At 39.8% G+C, this 14,876-nt stretch carries 12 protein-coding genes and 1 riboswitch; of the genes, 3 read left to right on the top strand and 9 right to left on the bottom strand.

What is annotated here, in order from left to right; translation table 11 throughout:
• Positions 1-49: 49 nt before the first annotated feature.
• The 3 genes from QQK05_RS12195 to QQK05_RS12185 all read right to left on the bottom strand — a co-directional run bounded on the left by QQK05_RS12195 (position 50) and on the right by QQK05_RS12185 (position 4,590).
• Entirely contained in the window at positions 50-568 is a 519-nt protein-coding gene (locus QQK05_RS12195) for a hypothetical protein (protein ID WP_284298949.1), read from the bottom strand.
• A gap of 15 nt (positions 569-583) precedes the next feature.
• The gene (locus QQK05_RS12190) at positions 584-2,452 is read right to left on the bottom strand and encodes an ATP-binding protein (RefSeq protein ID WP_284298947.1); all 1,869 of its coding nucleotides are present in this window, start codon (positions 2,450-2,452) and stop codon (positions 584-586) included.
• Between the two features lie 132 nt (positions 2,453-2,584).
• Positions 2,585-2,668: riboswitch (cyclic di-GMP riboswitch) on the top strand.
• Between the two features lie 155 nt (positions 2,669-2,823).
• The gene (locus tag QQK05_RS12185; RefSeq protein ID WP_284298945.1) at positions 2,824-4,590 is read right to left on the bottom strand and encodes a DUF885 domain-containing protein; all 1,767 of its coding nucleotides are present in this window, start codon (positions 4,588-4,590) and stop codon (positions 2,824-2,826) included.
• 212 nt (positions 4,591-4,802) lie between these two features.
• On the opposite strand from QQK05_RS12185, the gene QQK05_RS12180 reads away from it, so the two are divergent.
• Positions 4,803-5,810 carry a GGDEF domain-containing protein gene (locus QQK05_RS12180; protein ID WP_284298943.1) on the top strand — a complete coding sequence of 336 codons (1,008 nt, stop codon included), beginning with the start codon at positions 4,803-4,805 and terminating at the stop codon, positions 5,808-5,810.
• Between the two features lie 2 nt (positions 5,811-5,812).
• Here QQK05_RS12180 and QQK05_RS12175 read toward each other — a convergent pair whose 3' ends face one another.
• The 3 genes from QQK05_RS12175 to QQK05_RS12165 all read right to left on the bottom strand — a co-directional run bounded on the left by QQK05_RS12175 (position 5,813) and on the right by QQK05_RS12165 (position 8,274).
• Positions 5,813-6,277: a DUF523 domain-containing protein gene (locus QQK05_RS12175; RefSeq protein ID WP_284298941.1), complete on the bottom strand. Its 465-nt coding sequence runs from the start codon at positions 6,275-6,277 to the stop codon at positions 5,813-5,815.
• Between the two features lie 14 nt (positions 6,278-6,291).
• Entirely contained in the window at positions 6,292-7,878 is a 1,587-nt protein-coding gene (locus QQK05_RS12170) for a GGDEF domain-containing protein (RefSeq protein ID WP_284298939.1), read from the bottom strand.
• Positions 7,879-7,950: 72 nt separating this feature from the next.
• Positions 7,951-8,274, bottom strand: a complete 324-nt coding sequence (locus tag QQK05_RS12165) for a DUF3630 family protein (RefSeq protein WP_284298937.1) — start codon at positions 8,272-8,274, stop codon at positions 7,951-7,953.
• A gap of 452 nt (positions 8,275-8,726) precedes the next feature.
• Between QQK05_RS12165 and QQK05_RS12160 the strand changes: the two genes are divergently transcribed.
• Complete coding sequence (locus tag QQK05_RS12160) at positions 8,727-9,029, top strand: c-type cytochrome (protein WP_284298935.1); 303 nt, start codon at positions 8,727-8,729, stop codon at positions 9,027-9,029.
• Positions 9,030-9,086: 57 nt separating this feature from the next.
• Here the strand turns inward: QQK05_RS12160 and recQ are convergent, their stop codons facing one another.
• Positions 9,087-10,907 carry a DNA helicase RecQ gene (gene recQ / locus QQK05_RS12155; RefSeq protein ID WP_284298932.1) on the bottom strand — a complete coding sequence of 607 codons (1,821 nt, stop codon included), beginning with the start codon at positions 10,905-10,907 and terminating at the stop codon, positions 9,087-9,089.
• Positions 10,908-11,043: 136 nt separating this feature from the next.
• On the opposite strand from recQ, the gene rarD reads away from it, so the two are divergent.
• A complete protein-coding gene (gene rarD / locus QQK05_RS12150; protein ID WP_284298930.1) occupies positions 11,044-11,949 on the top strand; it encodes an EamA family transporter RarD in 906 nt (301 codons plus the stop codon).
• Here the strand turns inward: rarD and QQK05_RS12145 are convergent.
• Both QQK05_RS12145 and QQK05_RS12140 read right to left on the bottom strand, forming a co-directional pair.
• Entirely contained in the window at positions 11,938-13,290 is a 1,353-nt protein-coding gene (locus QQK05_RS12145) for a sensor histidine kinase (RefSeq protein WP_284298928.1), read from the bottom strand. The genes rarD and QQK05_RS12145 overlap by 12 nt on opposite strands.
• On the bottom strand, positions 13,280-14,680 hold the full coding sequence (locus QQK05_RS12140) for a sigma-54-dependent transcriptional regulator (RefSeq protein WP_284298926.1): 1,401 nt from the start codon (positions 14,678-14,680) through the stop codon (positions 13,280-13,282). Before QQK05_RS12140 ends, QQK05_RS12145 begins: the two co-directional genes overlap by 11 nt.
• Positions 14,681-14,876 lie beyond the last annotated feature (196 nt).

The raw sequence follows: 14,876 nt of genomic DNA, 5'->3' as shown, positions 1-14,876 counted from the left end.
AAAGCGCTACAGAGCGCTTCTTTTTTATCTAAAATTTGATCTTCCTACCTTAAGCGATTTCTTTCTTATTTTTACTCAGCATTTGTTTTTGCTGAATTTCCAACAATATATCAATAAACGTTATGAACACGCAGTGATCTTTGCTTACCCACATTTTGCGGATACTAGCATCACATTCGCGAATATATTCGTCAATATCGTTAAAATATCGATTACCCGTTTCACCAAGGCATTTGCTATATAGTTGATTTATGGGTTCATCACCTTTCAATAGTTCGCGGTACACATTCGAATACTGACTGAGTAAATAAGACATCACTAATAATTCATGCTTCATTTCTTCTTCAGCACTAACTTTGTCTTGGAGCTTACTTAAACGACGTTTTAGAATGTCTTGATGTCGAGTTGCTGCTAAAACTACGGCATTAGCAATAGACAAATTTTCTTGCTTCGATATTTTTGCTTCGCGTTTATAAGCACTAATTTCTTTTTTGAAGTGCTCTGCGCGGTAAAATAAGTAAATACTAATCAGCACCAAGATAGCAATAACACCAATAACTAAAAACATAGCTTTCCTTGTACATTAAGTTTTATATTGTTCTTCTTCTTTAATCGAATCAGTTAAACGCGATAAAAAGATATACGGTTCAATATCTTGCACCGTTGGAGAGTCAACAGCATAATTAAAATAGACAACAAAATCACCTAAGTTTGCAAAAAATCTTACACGAAGGGCTTCCGTTAACGCTTTAATCTTGAGATTGACATCATCCAGTGTTTGGTGCGGGAAGATCAGCAAATATTCACTACTATTGAGTTCACCTGCTAAATCAAATTCTTCAATGTACTCATTAACCACGGTTGCAATTGAGCGTTTTGCCTCATCCAGACCTTTTCGATTCGTTCTGAATAACAAATCGTTCCAATTAGTCACTTTGATATAGGCAACACAGATAGGATATTCATAACGTCGAGCTTTTTTAAATGCCGATTGGTACATTTGCTTGGTTTTAGCGCTACTAGCAAGCATATCCACTGGAGTCTCTTGCTCTTTGTATGCTAAAGAGTGCTTATCTCGGCGTCGAATTAATAACAAAATGACAAGAGAAGCGCTTAACAGCACAATAATAATACCTAAGCTTATGATAACCTGATTCTTTTCTTGGTACCGCTGATTATATTCAGCTTCCAATTTGGTCTTATCGGCTAAGTCGAGTGCAATCTGCCTTGCTTGCGCTTGGGGTGCTTGTGGAGTTTGCATGGCCACTTTGGTATATCGATATTGATTGACCGAGGCTAAGTGTTTTTCAGACGCATCTAAGTATTGTTGCTGATACTGCCAGGCCAATTCATATTGCTGTTCATTCGCGTATAGTTGGCTTAGCAGACGATACAGCTCTACCTGATCAGACGTTAACTCCATATTTTGCGCAAGATGCTCTGCTTTAAGTAGTAATGTTTTAACATAATCGTCTTCCGATAATTCAAAAGAGACTTTAGCTAAGTTAATGAGCGCGGTGAGATAAGGCTTGGTAAGGTTTTGCCCTTGAAAATTACTTTCAGCATGCTCTAAGCGCTGCTGTGATTCAATCATACTGCCTTGATCAAGTAGCACCAGACCCAAACCAAGCTCAGCATACGCCAAACGAATTGGCGCATTTGCATTTTCTGCTTCAACTTTAGCTTCCCAGTAAGCATTGTATGCATCGTCCAGTCGGCCCATTTTCCAATAAGCTGAGGCGAGCGCGTAATAAGTATCACCTAACCGTTTAAGCTGGCTCAGTTCAAAACGTAATTTTAATACCTTTAATTGTAAATTAACCGCTGTCTCATAATCTTCTAGGTAGTGATATGCCGTAGCCAAGATTTCAAGTAGCTCAACATGTTCTGCGTAATTTTGAAAACGTTGCGTAATGCGATTAATTAACTCTAGCTCAGCCACTGCCTCTTCGTATTGAGAAGTCAAAGCAAAGTAAACGGCTCGATAACCTAGTGCTTTAAGCCGACAAGTAATATCCTCTTCAGAGGCCAGGTTTAAGACCTCATCAGCTCGTTCTTTTACTTGCTCAAATTGGCCTTGGCTGTAATTGGCCATGGCAACTTTTAACAGCAGCTCTAAGCGCGTTTTTCGATCGAGGGAAATAACCTTTAAGCCATCAAGAGAGAATTGGCGCGCTTGTTCCATATCACCTTTATTAATCGCAACATCGGCAAGTAGAACGTAGGTTTTTGCTATGGTATCGCCATGGTAATTACGACGCGAACGAATGACTTTTTGAGCTAGGGTTACCACCTTATCAGCGGGTAACTTTTCACTGCCTTCTTCGTAATAGAAGTCAATTTGCTGAGTATTTTGCTCGACGCTTTTTTCGATGCTAGATTGAGCGAACGTAAGGTGGCTAACCCCACAAGACAAAATCAAGACAAAAAGATTGATCCATCTTAGATTCAATGCCCACCCCTTTCTACACAGCAACTTTCAAATTTCAATTCATTAACTCAACTGTAACACAGTCACTAAAATTAAAGCTAGCGCACTATTTACTTTAGGAAGCGATAAACTATAATGGGCGCAGAGTACTATTACTCGAAAAGGCAAATTTGGTGAAAGCCAAAGACGCAAAGTTACCGGTCTAAGAGCAATGCTTAAGACAGCGGGACTACCGAAATTGATATAGTGGGGGCTTATCCTTTTTGATAGGACTAACGTTTCCGGTACTTTGCTGCTTTCCTTTTTCGCATATCAACAGCTTTAATAGCGAAACCTTCCTCATATACATGTAACAGGCACTTTGCATAGCAAAGCACCCGCTATGATATTGATTAACCCTGTTTTACTTCTCGCTCAGCAATATAGTTTTCAATAATTAACTCGAGCATAGACAATGGCATCGAGCCATTTTTCAACAGTTCATCATGAAACTCACGTAGATCAAAGTTCTTACCTAAACGCTGCTCAGCATCTTTACGCAATCGTTTAATTGTTAATTCTCCAATTTTGTACGACAGCGCTTGACCAGGCCAAGAAATATAACGGTCAATCTCAGTCGTTACATTGTGCAATGACAACGCCGTATTACCGGCTAAGAAGTCGATTGCTTGCTTTCGCGACCAACCCATTTGGTGCATCCCCGTATCAACCACCAACCGAGCAGCACGCCACATTTCGTAAGTTAAGCGGCCAAAGTCACTATATGGGTCTTGATAAAACCCGGCTTCAAGACCAAGGTATTCTGAATATAACCCCCAACCTTCGCCAAACGCCGAAATATAAGTTTGATTACGAAACTGTGGAACATTTTCCATTTCGCGGGCAATAGAGCCTTGCAGGTGATGACCGGGCACTGCCTCGTGTAAAGTTAAAGCTTCAAGCACGTAAAGTGGTCTTCTATCTAGACGGTAAGTGTTCACCCAGTAGTGACCAGCTTGATCATCGCGTGATGGGCCTGAGTATCGTCCCGTCGTATATTTGGGTGCGATATTCGCCGGAACAGGAATTACACCATACGGCGTTCTTGGTAGTGTTTTAAATAAGCTTGGTAATTTCGCATCCATTTTTTTCGCAATGTAGGACGCTTCTTTAATGAGTTCTAACGGTGTTTTTGCATAAAATTGTTCATCCGTTCGCAAAAACTCAACAAAATCAGCAAAACTGCCTTCGAAACCGACCTTCTTAATTATCGCTTCCATTTCAGCACGAATACGCTTGACTTCACTAACGCCAATCTCATGCACTTGTTCAGCACTCATATCCAACGTTGTGTAATGCTTGACGCGATTGTCGTAAAACGCCAAGCCATTCGGAATCGAACTCACTGCAATATCATCACGAGTATTAGGAATATAGTTGTTAACCATAAAGTCGTAGTACTTTTGGTAACTTGGGTATACTTGCGTTTCAATCACTCGTTTTGCTTGCTCACGCAAACGTTCTTGTTCGTCAGACGCGATATGTTTAGATATGTTCAAAAATGGACGGTAATACGTACTCTTTGTCACATCTTTCTTGATAAAAGCTGCAATAGATTTCTCATAACCTTTTAAGACGGCCTTGGGCTGAGTAATCCCTTCATCTAAACCTTTCTGCATCCATGTCATTTGTTGATCAAAATATTTCGGGAGCGCATTCAAACGAGCAAGGTAATCATTATAGTCCTGAACCGTGCTCATGCGATTCGCTGAACTTATCCAACTAATCCACACATGAAAACCTGATTCTGCAGTAAAAGGCGTGTAATGCGATTTAAATTGATATAAATCCAAGTCATTCTTAATTCGGTATCCTAATACCGCGTGGTTAATTTGTTCCTGCGTAGTTAACTGACTACGATCAACCGAATTTAATGCGGTATAAATAGCTAATAATTCTTGATTGTTTTTCTGCAAATTTTCCGCAGACAAATCTGGGAGTAATGCATTATTCCCACCAGGTTCATTGCTGTTCAATGGACTACTGGACTTATTGAATTCATGATAGCTTTCAATAATTTGAGAAAGCTTTTGAGTTTCATTTTGACTTTTTTCAACCGTGTTTTGACAGCCAGTAATAATGACCGTTGAAACAATCAACAAACAACTTAGAAATCGCATATTTTATACCTTCTATAACCTATTGTTAGTCTAACGATTATGTTTCATTGCACCAAGTGATTAGTCTGAATAAATTGACCACTGATCTAGTCTTTGTAAATTTTTCGTTAATTAAATGGGATTAAAACCGAATTTTTGTTGAAAAATACTAGCAGTTTCCCAAACTTTCCTAGAGAATAGCTCTATAAGAATAATAATTTGTACATAATACTTTGAAGTATATAGATTCCATTCAGCAAGCTAATAAAAAAATGGCGCTGGCTGCTCAACAGCTAGATGAATGGGTACTCCCTGCAAATCCTATCAACTACACCATCAGCTATGAATTTGTTGAAGGCAAAAACGCCTCTTTAATAAACGCCGTTAAACAGCGTTTAGCCGAAGGTAAAACACTTGATAACTTTTCAATGGAAGAGTTTTATAAACATTTCATTTTAGGTCAGAGCAAATTTCGTGACGAGTTGGTTGATGATATGGCTGACGTTGTTACACAAGTCGATAGAACCTGTAAGTTATCGACACAACAAGTTGAGCGATTCATCGATAAATTAGACACTAATTTAGTACATATCAACGCTAACGACGACCCACAAGTAAAGAATGCAGTAAGTAATATCCGCCGAGCATCAGACGACTTCAAAACACAACAACAAACACTTATCGAGCGTTTGATTACTTCCCAACAAAAAGCACGTGCACTCAAAGCAGAGCTTGATAAAGTTAAACAGGAAATCTATCTCGACCCAATTACCGGCATGTATAACCGCAAGGCACTACATAAACACTTAGAGACCTGGCATCAACAAGATCCAAATCGCCAACTCGCAGCGATTGTCGTTAATATTGATCAGTTCAAAGAGTTTCACGATAAATTTGGGCCACTAATCGGCAATGTTTTGCTGTCTAAAATCGCACAAAAAGTCAGTAGCTACGTAGATGACAGTGGCTTACCTGTGCGAACAATGAATGACGAGTTTTTGATCTTTTTGCCTGATATCGATAAAACGATAGCGGGTGAGATTGCTGAGAAGATTAGACAGGGTGTTGAAAAGCTTACGTTTATTAGCAGTAAATCTGGTGTTAGATTCCCGAAGATGACAATCTCGCTAGGCGTAGACAGTTTTTCAGTTACCGAAAAACCTACCGCTCTCATTCTAAAAGCCCGTCACGTCTTATCCCGTCATAAAAGTGCAACCGCTAATCAGGTTGTTGTTGCTTAACTTCATTTCCCGTTATCTATCAACGCAATAAGCTGATCAATATTTTGCTCAGAAAACACGCTTACTCCGTGCTGTTCTAATAATGCCGCAGTAACTCCCATTCCATTAATTTTGTTTTGTGAAAAAGTACCGTCATAAATCAAATTGCTGCCACATGAAGGGCTCGATTCTTTTAACAATGCAAATTTGATTTGATGTCGTTGACACAATTCGAGAGCCAAATTAGCGCCTTTTTTGAAAGCGCCAGTGACATCTTCACCATGGCAGGTCATTACACGATTTGTTTTCCGATCCATTTCAGCAGGTGGTCGCGGTACTGGCAGGCCTCCTGCCATTTCAGGGCAGATATTAATTAGTCGTCCTTCACTTTTCCATTGTTCAATGGTGCTAAGAGCTAATGGTTTTGATTGACCATCATAACGCACTGGCTGGCCGAGAAAGCAGCTACTTATTAGAATTTTTTCCATGGGATTAAAGAGAGTTATGCTTCGTTTTTATGTTGCTCTTCAACATCACTGACATAGACCATATTGCGGCCCTGCTTTTTCGCTTGATAGAGAGCTTGGTCTGCAAGGTGGAGCAAGCGTGTCGAGGTAATACCATTTCTCGGGTACATCGCAATACCAATTGATGTTGTTAACGTATCTATTTTATTAGCTTGATGGTTTACAACCAAATTTTCAATTAAGACTCTGATTTTTTCAGCAAGCAAATACGCCTCTCGCAGATTAGTATCAGGGCAGATTATACAAAACTCTTCACCACCATATCGACAAGCTACATCTGACATTCGTAGATTATGCTTAAACACATCAGCAACCAACTTCAAAACTTGATCGCCTGCATCATGACCGTAGGTATCGTTAAGCTGCTTGAAGTAATCGAGATCGATCATTAACAACGCCAGTGTTGATTTATATCGAATAGCGCCACTTAGGCTTTTCTCAAGTGCCTCAGATAAAAAGCGACGGTTATACAAGTTCGTCAACGGATCTCGAATCACCTTTTCTTTTAAGTCATTCTTCAATTGAAGGTTAATCAATGCAATGTTTAATTGAGAAACAAATTTTAAAATATGCTCAACATTGGCTTTGCTAATTCTATGTTTATCATGCTTTAGATGAATCGCACCATATTGATGGTCATCGTTGATCAGTGCAATGATCAATGAGCGATTGCGCAAGCTATAGGATAAATTCAAGTATTGCTTACGTTTACGTGATTTTAACCAACTATCCGTCATTAATACACGACTCGTATAAGCACTATTTCGCCCCCAGCTTCCAAAAGGCTTCAACGTGCCATTTGGCGACTCAATAAACAAAACAGAGCCTGAATAGTAAGGAAAAATATGCGCAAATTCGCGTTTAATCTCTGTCGCTGCTTGCGCTAAATTGTCGAGTTGATTGATGGACGCGGTTAGTTGGTGCATCAAGGTGATTTCACGCGTTTTAACGGACACTTCGTGCTGCTGCAACTCTTTTGCTTGCTCAACCGAAATCCGGATATATTTTCTAAAAGCCATGAGCATGAGCAAAATAACGGCGAACGTTAACACAATCACACGAATAATGAGATTCGTATCGTTATACCAAGCAAACTGTGCATCGGCTTTGTCTAACGATAACAATAATGCGTTAGTATTATTTAGTGGCGTAATGTAATGCCAGTAACCCGAAGTACTTTGAAAAATTGGCTGACTTAATGAAGACAAATTTAAGACATTTTTTGATAATGCAATGCGCTCTTTTTCAGTTAATGGAAAGTTTGTCTCTGATTCAGTGAAATTGAAAACATTGACGTTGAGCGCTTTGGGAAGGTGTTTTTCGTTTTGTAAGTAACGATATTTGTCTTTTAGCTGTTGGTTTGATTGAGAGTTTTCTGTTCCAACAATGAGTTGGCGATGGTCTTGGGTTGCGATGAGCACATTTACGATTTCGATCATCCTGTATCGAACGCGTTCGTCGGTATTTTGGTTATGCTGCCACACAAAACCCACCAAGATGACGACGTACACCATCAGTGGAGCTAAGATAGGCAAAATGTAATCAGTTAACCGATACTTCATTGAAAAACTACGCAAAAAATCGCATTAAATTTTATTATTGTAAAAGGCAATCAATAAAGTATAGACGCTATTTTATTTTTCGCTAATTTTCGATTTGATTTTTTCGGATATTTTTACTAAGGAAGTAATGTCTTGATTATTAACAACTTCTACCCAGCAAGACTCACTGTAAACTTCAAAGTTTAGCAACAATTCTGTATCAAAAGCTCGAATATGGTAGGTTTCAATATCGGCACCTTGAGCGTGATCTATAGTCGCAGCATCGTCGAATAAGCTGATAACGTGCGCTGATAATTCGTCAATATCTTCTTGTTGCCATGATAAACAAAATACGACGTGAATATACGGATTGTCTACATCACCTAATAACTCAATTGATGATATCGATTGCGACATAAGCTTGAGTTTCTCCTGCTTTTACTAATTTATACTTGACGTCTATTATAACGATTTTACCGTCAGGTTAGAGACCTATTTATCTGACCATATAAAAAGTTAAACGCAGTGACTATTTAATACTAATCAACTACCAGTTAGCATGGTCTATTATTTTAATGTAGCGATTGGATCCTTTGCGGCATTTTTAACGTATGATCCTTTGTAAAAATTTGGCGAGTACACCTTGTTGATAAGGTAAAAAAATTACGTTATAAATTTGCATATACAGTGAAAAGTAGCGCTGTTATTTGATGCGAAGCAGGACCAAATTGGACATTAATGTGTGATACTTTGTTTTAGAACAATAAGTTCAACAAAGATCATATAAAAAAATCAACGACAGGCATGTTGTTTTTCCCTATAATTGATCCCAGAAAAATTATATTTATTTGAAAAGAGAGATATTAGCTATGAAAAAAATGATCTTAGCTGCAGCAGCAACAATTGTTATGGCTTCTCCAGCATTCGCGGGCGACCCTGCAATCGGTAAAACGAAATCTGCAACTTGTGCAGCATGTCACGGTGCAAATGGTATTTCTGCTATCCCTATGTATCCAAACTTAGCAGGCCAAAAAGAAGCTTACATTGCTAAGCAATTACGTGACTTCAAATCTGGCGCACGTAAAGATCCTGTAATGGCTCCAATGGCAATGGCTATTGCTGATGAAGATATCGAGCACGTAGCAGCATACTTCGCAAGTCTTAAGCCATAAGCCTTCGCTATTAGCTAGAAAAAAAGCGCTATTGATAGCGCTTTTTTTGTGTCTAAATTAAGCTAAATGTTCTTTTATGACAGTAATGAAATCATCACCGTAACGTGCAAGTTTAGTATCACCTACACCTGAAACGGTCAACATTGCCTGAGATGTGGTGGGTTTAATTTTTGCCATATCAGATAAGGTTGCATCATTAAATACAATATAAGGTGCAATATCTTCAGCATCAGCGATGGTTTTACGTAACGACCTTAATTTACTGAATAACTGACGATCATACGTTGCGTTGACTTTTTGATCATGACGCCAGTAACTGGCGTTTTGCAGTCTTGGGGATGCAAGCATCAGAGGCTCTTGACCTTTGAGCACAGAATGTGAAGCCTGAGTTAAACATAACGCAGATTGTTGTGTAATATCCTGCTGAAGATAACCAAGATGGATTAATTGTCGAATAATCGAGAACCAGTATCCTGGCGTTTTATCTTTGCCAATACCAAAGGTTGAAACTTGGTCATGTCCATGTTTGCTCGTCGCGTTATTTTTAACGCCTCTAAGCACATCAATGACATATTTAATATCGCCTGTTTGCTCTATCCGGTAGACACAAGACAATACCATCTGAGCAACGCGTGTTGCATCAAATTGACTTGGCGGGTCTAAACAAATATCACAGTTACCACATGCATCTTTGGTAAATTGAGCAAAGTAATTTAGTACCACTTTACGTCGACAAGTTTGCGCTTCAACAAACCCACTGATCGCATGGAAGCGTTGCATTTCAACATTCACACGATGTTCATTTTCACCTTCACTAATGCGTTTTTTAATTCTCTCTACATCTTTATCATCATGCAAAATGAGCGCTTCAGCAGGCAAACCGTCGCGACCGGCTCGCCCAATTTCTTGATAATAAGACTCTAAAGTCCTTGGTGGTTCAAAATGAATGACAAATCGAATATTGGGTTTGTTTATCCCTAAGCCAAAAGCCACAGTCGCAACCACAACTTGAAGCTTATCTTTGATAAACCGATCTTGGACACTCGTTCTAAGCTCCATCGGCAAACCTGCATGATAAGCATCGGCATCAATTCCTTGGCCTTTTAAATATTCTGTTAAGCGTTCAACTTGCCAACGACTATTACAGTAAATTACACCACTTTCATTACTCTGCTTCTTGATGTAGCGAGTGATTTGCTGATCACCATTATATTTTTCAGCTAAGGTTAGACGAATATTCGGACGGTCAAAACAACCCAAGTGAATATATGGGTTGTTAAGCTGCAGTTGCTCCAAAATATCTTTACGTGTCGCAACATCTGCAGTCGCGGTTAATGCCATAATCGGTACAAACGGGAATCGCTGTTTTACAATACTTAAATTAGTATAAGCTGGGCGAAAATCATGGCCCCACTGAGAAATACAATGAGCTTCGTCAATTGCAAATAAGCTAATATGTAATTCAGCTAGCCCCATCATGAAATAATGATTATTCAATCGCTCTGGCGCTAAATACAAGAGTTTGATTTGACCTTGAGCTATACCAGAAAATATCTGGCGCGTTGTCTCTTGATCAACGGTGGAGTTAATATAAGCAGCACCAATTCCTTGCCTCACCAAACTATCAACTTGGTCTTTCATTAACGCAATCAAAGGGGATATGACAATAGTTAAACCGGGTAACAAACTCGCAGGCAATTGATAACACAAGGATTTACCCGCACCCGTAGGCATTAATACGAGTGAGTCTCTGCCTTGATAGACACTCTCAATGACTTCAGCTTGACCATCACGCAATGACGAATAGCCAAATTGATGTTTTAGCGCATGATTGATTTCATCTATGGAAAAAGTAGGGGTTGGTAACACTGTGGTCATATGGAGCAGAAATAATTGCGCTATTCTACCTAAGTTATTCGATAAAGGTAATGATAAATAGACAATGCAGATTCATTAATCATTAACACAATGATATTATGCGCCTCTTTTCGTTACCCATTGCTGAACTAACCGAATGTCGACTACTCAAGATTCCCGAAAAGGTATAATTAACGCGGTTGCTGCCTATTCGATGTGGGGCATTGCACCACTTTACTTCAAGCTGATTGCTGATATATCTTCAGGTGAAATCTTGGTTCATCGAATTGTTTGGTCATCACTACTATTGTTTGGTTTGCTCATCGTCATGCGCAAAATTCCAGCAACAATCGCAGCAATTAAACAATCAAAAACGCTAGTAACGCTCTCTTTAAGCGCAACACTATTGGCGGTAAACTGGTTCTTATTTATATGGGCTGTTAATAACGACTACTTGCTTGATGCAAGCCTTGGGTATTACATCAATCCGCTTCTCAACGTTGCGTTGGGCATGATATTTTTAGGTGAGAAGCTAAGAAAACTGCAAGTTGTTGCTGTTGTATTAGCAATATTAGGTGTTGCTATCCAGCTTGTAACATTAGGCTCAATTCCTGTCATATCTCTAGCACTTGCTGGCACTTTTGCTTGCTATGGGCTAATCAGGAAAAAGCTCGCTGTAGACACCTTCATAGGTTTATTTATCGAATCACTACTGATGTTACCCGTTGCACTTCTCGCGTGGCTTTGGGTCATTGATAGCACCACAACAAATATGTTTAACAACAGCGCTTACTTGAATATCTTGTTGGTATTTGCAGGAATCGTCACAACCGCACCGCTCTTGTGCTTTACTGCTGCCGCTAAACGCTTGCCACTGTCGACCTTAGGCTTCTTTCAATACATAGGCCCAAGTATTATGTTCTTGCTTGCGATGTTCCATTTCAACGAGCCATTAGCACTACCAAAACTCGTCACATTTGCTTTCATTTGGAGTGCCTTAGCAATTTATAGTTTTGATTCATTAAAACAACAGCAACGCAAACGTAAAGCGCTAAAAAGTTAAGTGAAAACTTGTCCCGTGGTCATTTTCGCTAGATAACGAAACAAAACCACCATGTGCTAACATAATTTGTCGAGTCAACGCTAAGCCAACACCCGAGCCTTCACGTTTAGTCGTAAAAAACGGGACAAATATTTTCTCCACGATATCCGGCGCTATGCCAGCGCCATTATCCCTTACTTCGATGACTACACGCCCACGGTTATTTAATTTTGCAGATACTATCACTTCAGGGTGAGCTGATGCGGCAACGGCATGCTCTGCGTTTTTTAGTAAATTGATCATGACTTGTGTCAGCATATCGCGGTCAGCATTAATCGTTAGCGTCTGTGGCGTTACATCAAATTGATAATTTACCCCTAGCTCTGGCCATGTCTGACAAGCTAACCGTTCAATTTCTTGAAAAATACTATGGATATTTACAGGTTGTTTATTGGGTGGTGGAAGCCGAGTCAGCTGTCTGTAACTGGTAACAAATTGCATTAGGCCATCACTTCGTCGAGCCACCGTATTGACGGCATCTTTAACGTCACTTAACTCATCAACAATATTAGGCTGCTTAGCTAACTGGATGACCACGTCATCCACCAAATCAACCGCTGTTTTCGCAAGTGAGGCTACTGGCGTAATACTATTCATGATTTCATGGGTAAGTACTCTCACTAAGTCTTGCCATGCCTCTAATTGGGCAGCATCCAATTCCGATTGAATATCCTGTAAGCTAATCAATTGTTCTTTGCGTTGACCAAGAATAATTTCCGTCGCAGCAATGCTCAATTGGTGTTGTACACCATCAATCGAGATTGTAATCAGTGATCGCTCTCCAGGAGCAAGAGTCAGAAGTTGCTGAGAAAAGTCCACCGAGAAAACATCCAAATCTGATAATTTAGTGACAGGGTGAGTGCCAAATAGTCGACGAGCACTATTGTTCCAAAGGGTTAATTGGTTAGATGTTGTAATACTGATAAGCGGTACTGGAACATGCTCGACAACGGCCTTGAGATGTCTAAAAGCTTCTTCTTGTTGTGTTCGAGCTTCTTGTAATCTTTTAAGAATATCGCCAAAAGCATGACCCAATTCATCAAAACCTGATCCTAGTTTTGTTAAGTCGAATCTCTGAGAGTAGTCTGCATGTCTTGCGGCTGAGAAAAAGCGTACTAGTTCATTATTGGTTTTGTTAACAAAGTTCGTCAGCTCTGCTAACTGTGCAACCAGCAACAGCGTCAGCATGATAGTCGCTGCATGATAACCTTCGCTACTGATAAAAAAGCCCAATAACAATAGCGATAGCATTGCTAGCATGGTACGAGCAATAATGAGCATTGAAAATTTCTTAAAGCCCATGCTTTTCCATCCTTCGATACAGTGCAGCTCGCGTTAGTCCTAATTCTTTTGCTGAGTGGCTGATATTATATTTGTGCTTTCGCAACGCTTGAGAAATTGCCATTTTTTCAAGTGCTTCAAGATTTAAATCGGTAGGGAGTGATTCATTGTTTTGCTCTTGTGGAGTAGCATTCGAAACGGTTTGTTGTTCAGCTGGTAACTGCAAATCAAATGGCGTTAACATATCATTTTCCGAGAGGATCACAGCGCGTTCAATCGCATGACGTAGTGCTCGAACATTACCCGGCCATGCATAATCCAACATCGCTTGCTTGGTTTCCTCTGGTAACACAAGTGATGGCTTTTGGTATTTTTTCGCATAAACATCGAGGAAATGAAGCGCTATTTCAATAATGTCAGCGCCACGCTCTCTTAGTGGCGGAAGTGTAACTTCAACGGTATTCAAGCGGAATAACAAATCTTGACGAAAGTATGCTTCGTTAGTCAATTGGCTTTTATCGATATTGGTCGCCGCAACTATCCGAACATTGAATGGTGTTTCAACATTACTGCCAACAGGCGTAACTTTTCTTTGTGCTAATACCGTGAGTAATTTTGCTTGCAAATGCAAAGGTAAATTGCCAATCTCATCGAGAAATAATGTGCCTCCCTCGGCTGCTTGAATTTTCCCAACACGATCTTGTTGTGCGCCAGTAAACGCACCTTTCTTGTGGCCAAACAACTCACTTTCAAATAATGACTCTGAAATCGCGCCCAAATCTACTGAAATAAATACTTGGCCTCGGCGTTGGCTTTGCTGGTGAAGTTCTCGAGCAATGAGCTCTTTACCCGTACCGTTTTCCCCTAAGATCAATACATTAGCATCTGTAGGTGCGGCTCGGCTAATAATGGAAAGCACATCGTTAATCGTCTGCGATTGACCAATAATATGTTCATTCGTGTTCACCGTTGCTTGTACAAGTGCTTGATTGACCACTTTAAGTGAAGCTGATTCCATCCGCGTTCTTTTCAATTCGAGCGCCGTTGAAACTGTCGCAATCACCTTTTCGTTATGCCATGGTTTAGCAATAAAATCAGTGGCTCCCTGTTTAATTGCTTCTACGGCAATGTCTACTCCACCGTGCGCTGTGATCATAATAACAACGATATTTGGATTTAATCGTTTTACTTCCTTGAGCCAATGAAAACCTTGCTCACCAGAGCTTTCTCCTGGGCCAAAATTCATATCTAATAGTACGACATCGATATCAGCTTCCTTGAGCAAAACAGGCAGCTGCTCAGGCCGATTACAGATATCTACTTGTGTAAACTTTCGCTTTAATAAGAGTTTTCCGGCAACGAGAATGTCCTCGTCATCATCGACAATCAAAATATGTGCTGGTTCTTTCAACAGGGCGACCTTGGTCTATTTTCTATAGATTAACTGTTCATTAACGTACACCTAGTGTTCATAAACGTACAGTTATTTCACTTAAATTTCGGACGAAAAATCAAAAAACTAATAAAATCAACAAATTAAAAGTTGGCGCAATTATTGTAGCTATCTATGCAATATCGAGTGCAATGCATTATGGATGCACTTGTAA

Origin of the sequence: Thalassotalea loyana, from assembly GCF_030161435.1 — a bacterium.
Classification (GTDB): Bacteria; Pseudomonadota; Gammaproteobacteria; order Enterobacterales; family Alteromonadaceae; genus Thalassotalea_G; species Thalassotalea_G loyana.
This window is presented reverse-complemented; position numbering and strand designations above follow the sequence as displayed.

Excerpts from the sequence above, each read along its gene's own strand:
- QQK05_RS12195 (WP_284298949.1), bottom strand. The coding sequence starts at position 568 with ATGTTTTTAGTTATTGGTGTTATTGCTATCTTGGTGCTGATTAGTATT.
- QQK05_RS12185 (WP_284298945.1), bottom strand. The coding sequence starts at position 4,590 with ATGCGATTTCTAAGTTGTTTGTTGATTGTTTCAACGGTCATTATTACT.
- QQK05_RS12175 (WP_284298941.1), bottom strand. The coding sequence starts at position 6,277 with ATGGAAAAAATTCTAATAAGTAGCTGCTTTCTCGGCCAGCCAGTGCGT.
- QQK05_RS12170 (WP_284298939.1), bottom strand. The coding sequence starts at position 7,878 with ATGAAGTATCGGTTAACTGATTACATTTTGCCTATCTTAGCTCCACTG.
- QQK05_RS12165 (WP_284298937.1), bottom strand. The coding sequence starts at position 8,274 with ATGTCGCAATCGATATCATCAATTGAGTTATTAGGTGATGTAGACAAT.
- QQK05_RS12160 (WP_284298935.1), top strand. The coding sequence starts at position 8,727 with ATGAAAAAAATGATCTTAGCTGCAGCAGCAACAATTGTTATGGCTTCT.
- recQ (WP_284298932.1), bottom strand. The coding sequence starts at position 10,907 with ATGACCACAGTGTTACCAACCCCTACTTTTTCCATAGATGAAATCAAT.
- rarD (WP_284298930.1), top strand. The coding sequence starts at position 11,044 with ATGTCGACTACTCAAGATTCCCGAAAAGGTATAATTAACGCGGTTGCT.
- QQK05_RS12145 (WP_284298928.1), bottom strand. The coding sequence starts at position 13,290 with ATGGGCTTTAAGAAATTTTCAATGCTCATTATTGCTCGTACCATGCTA.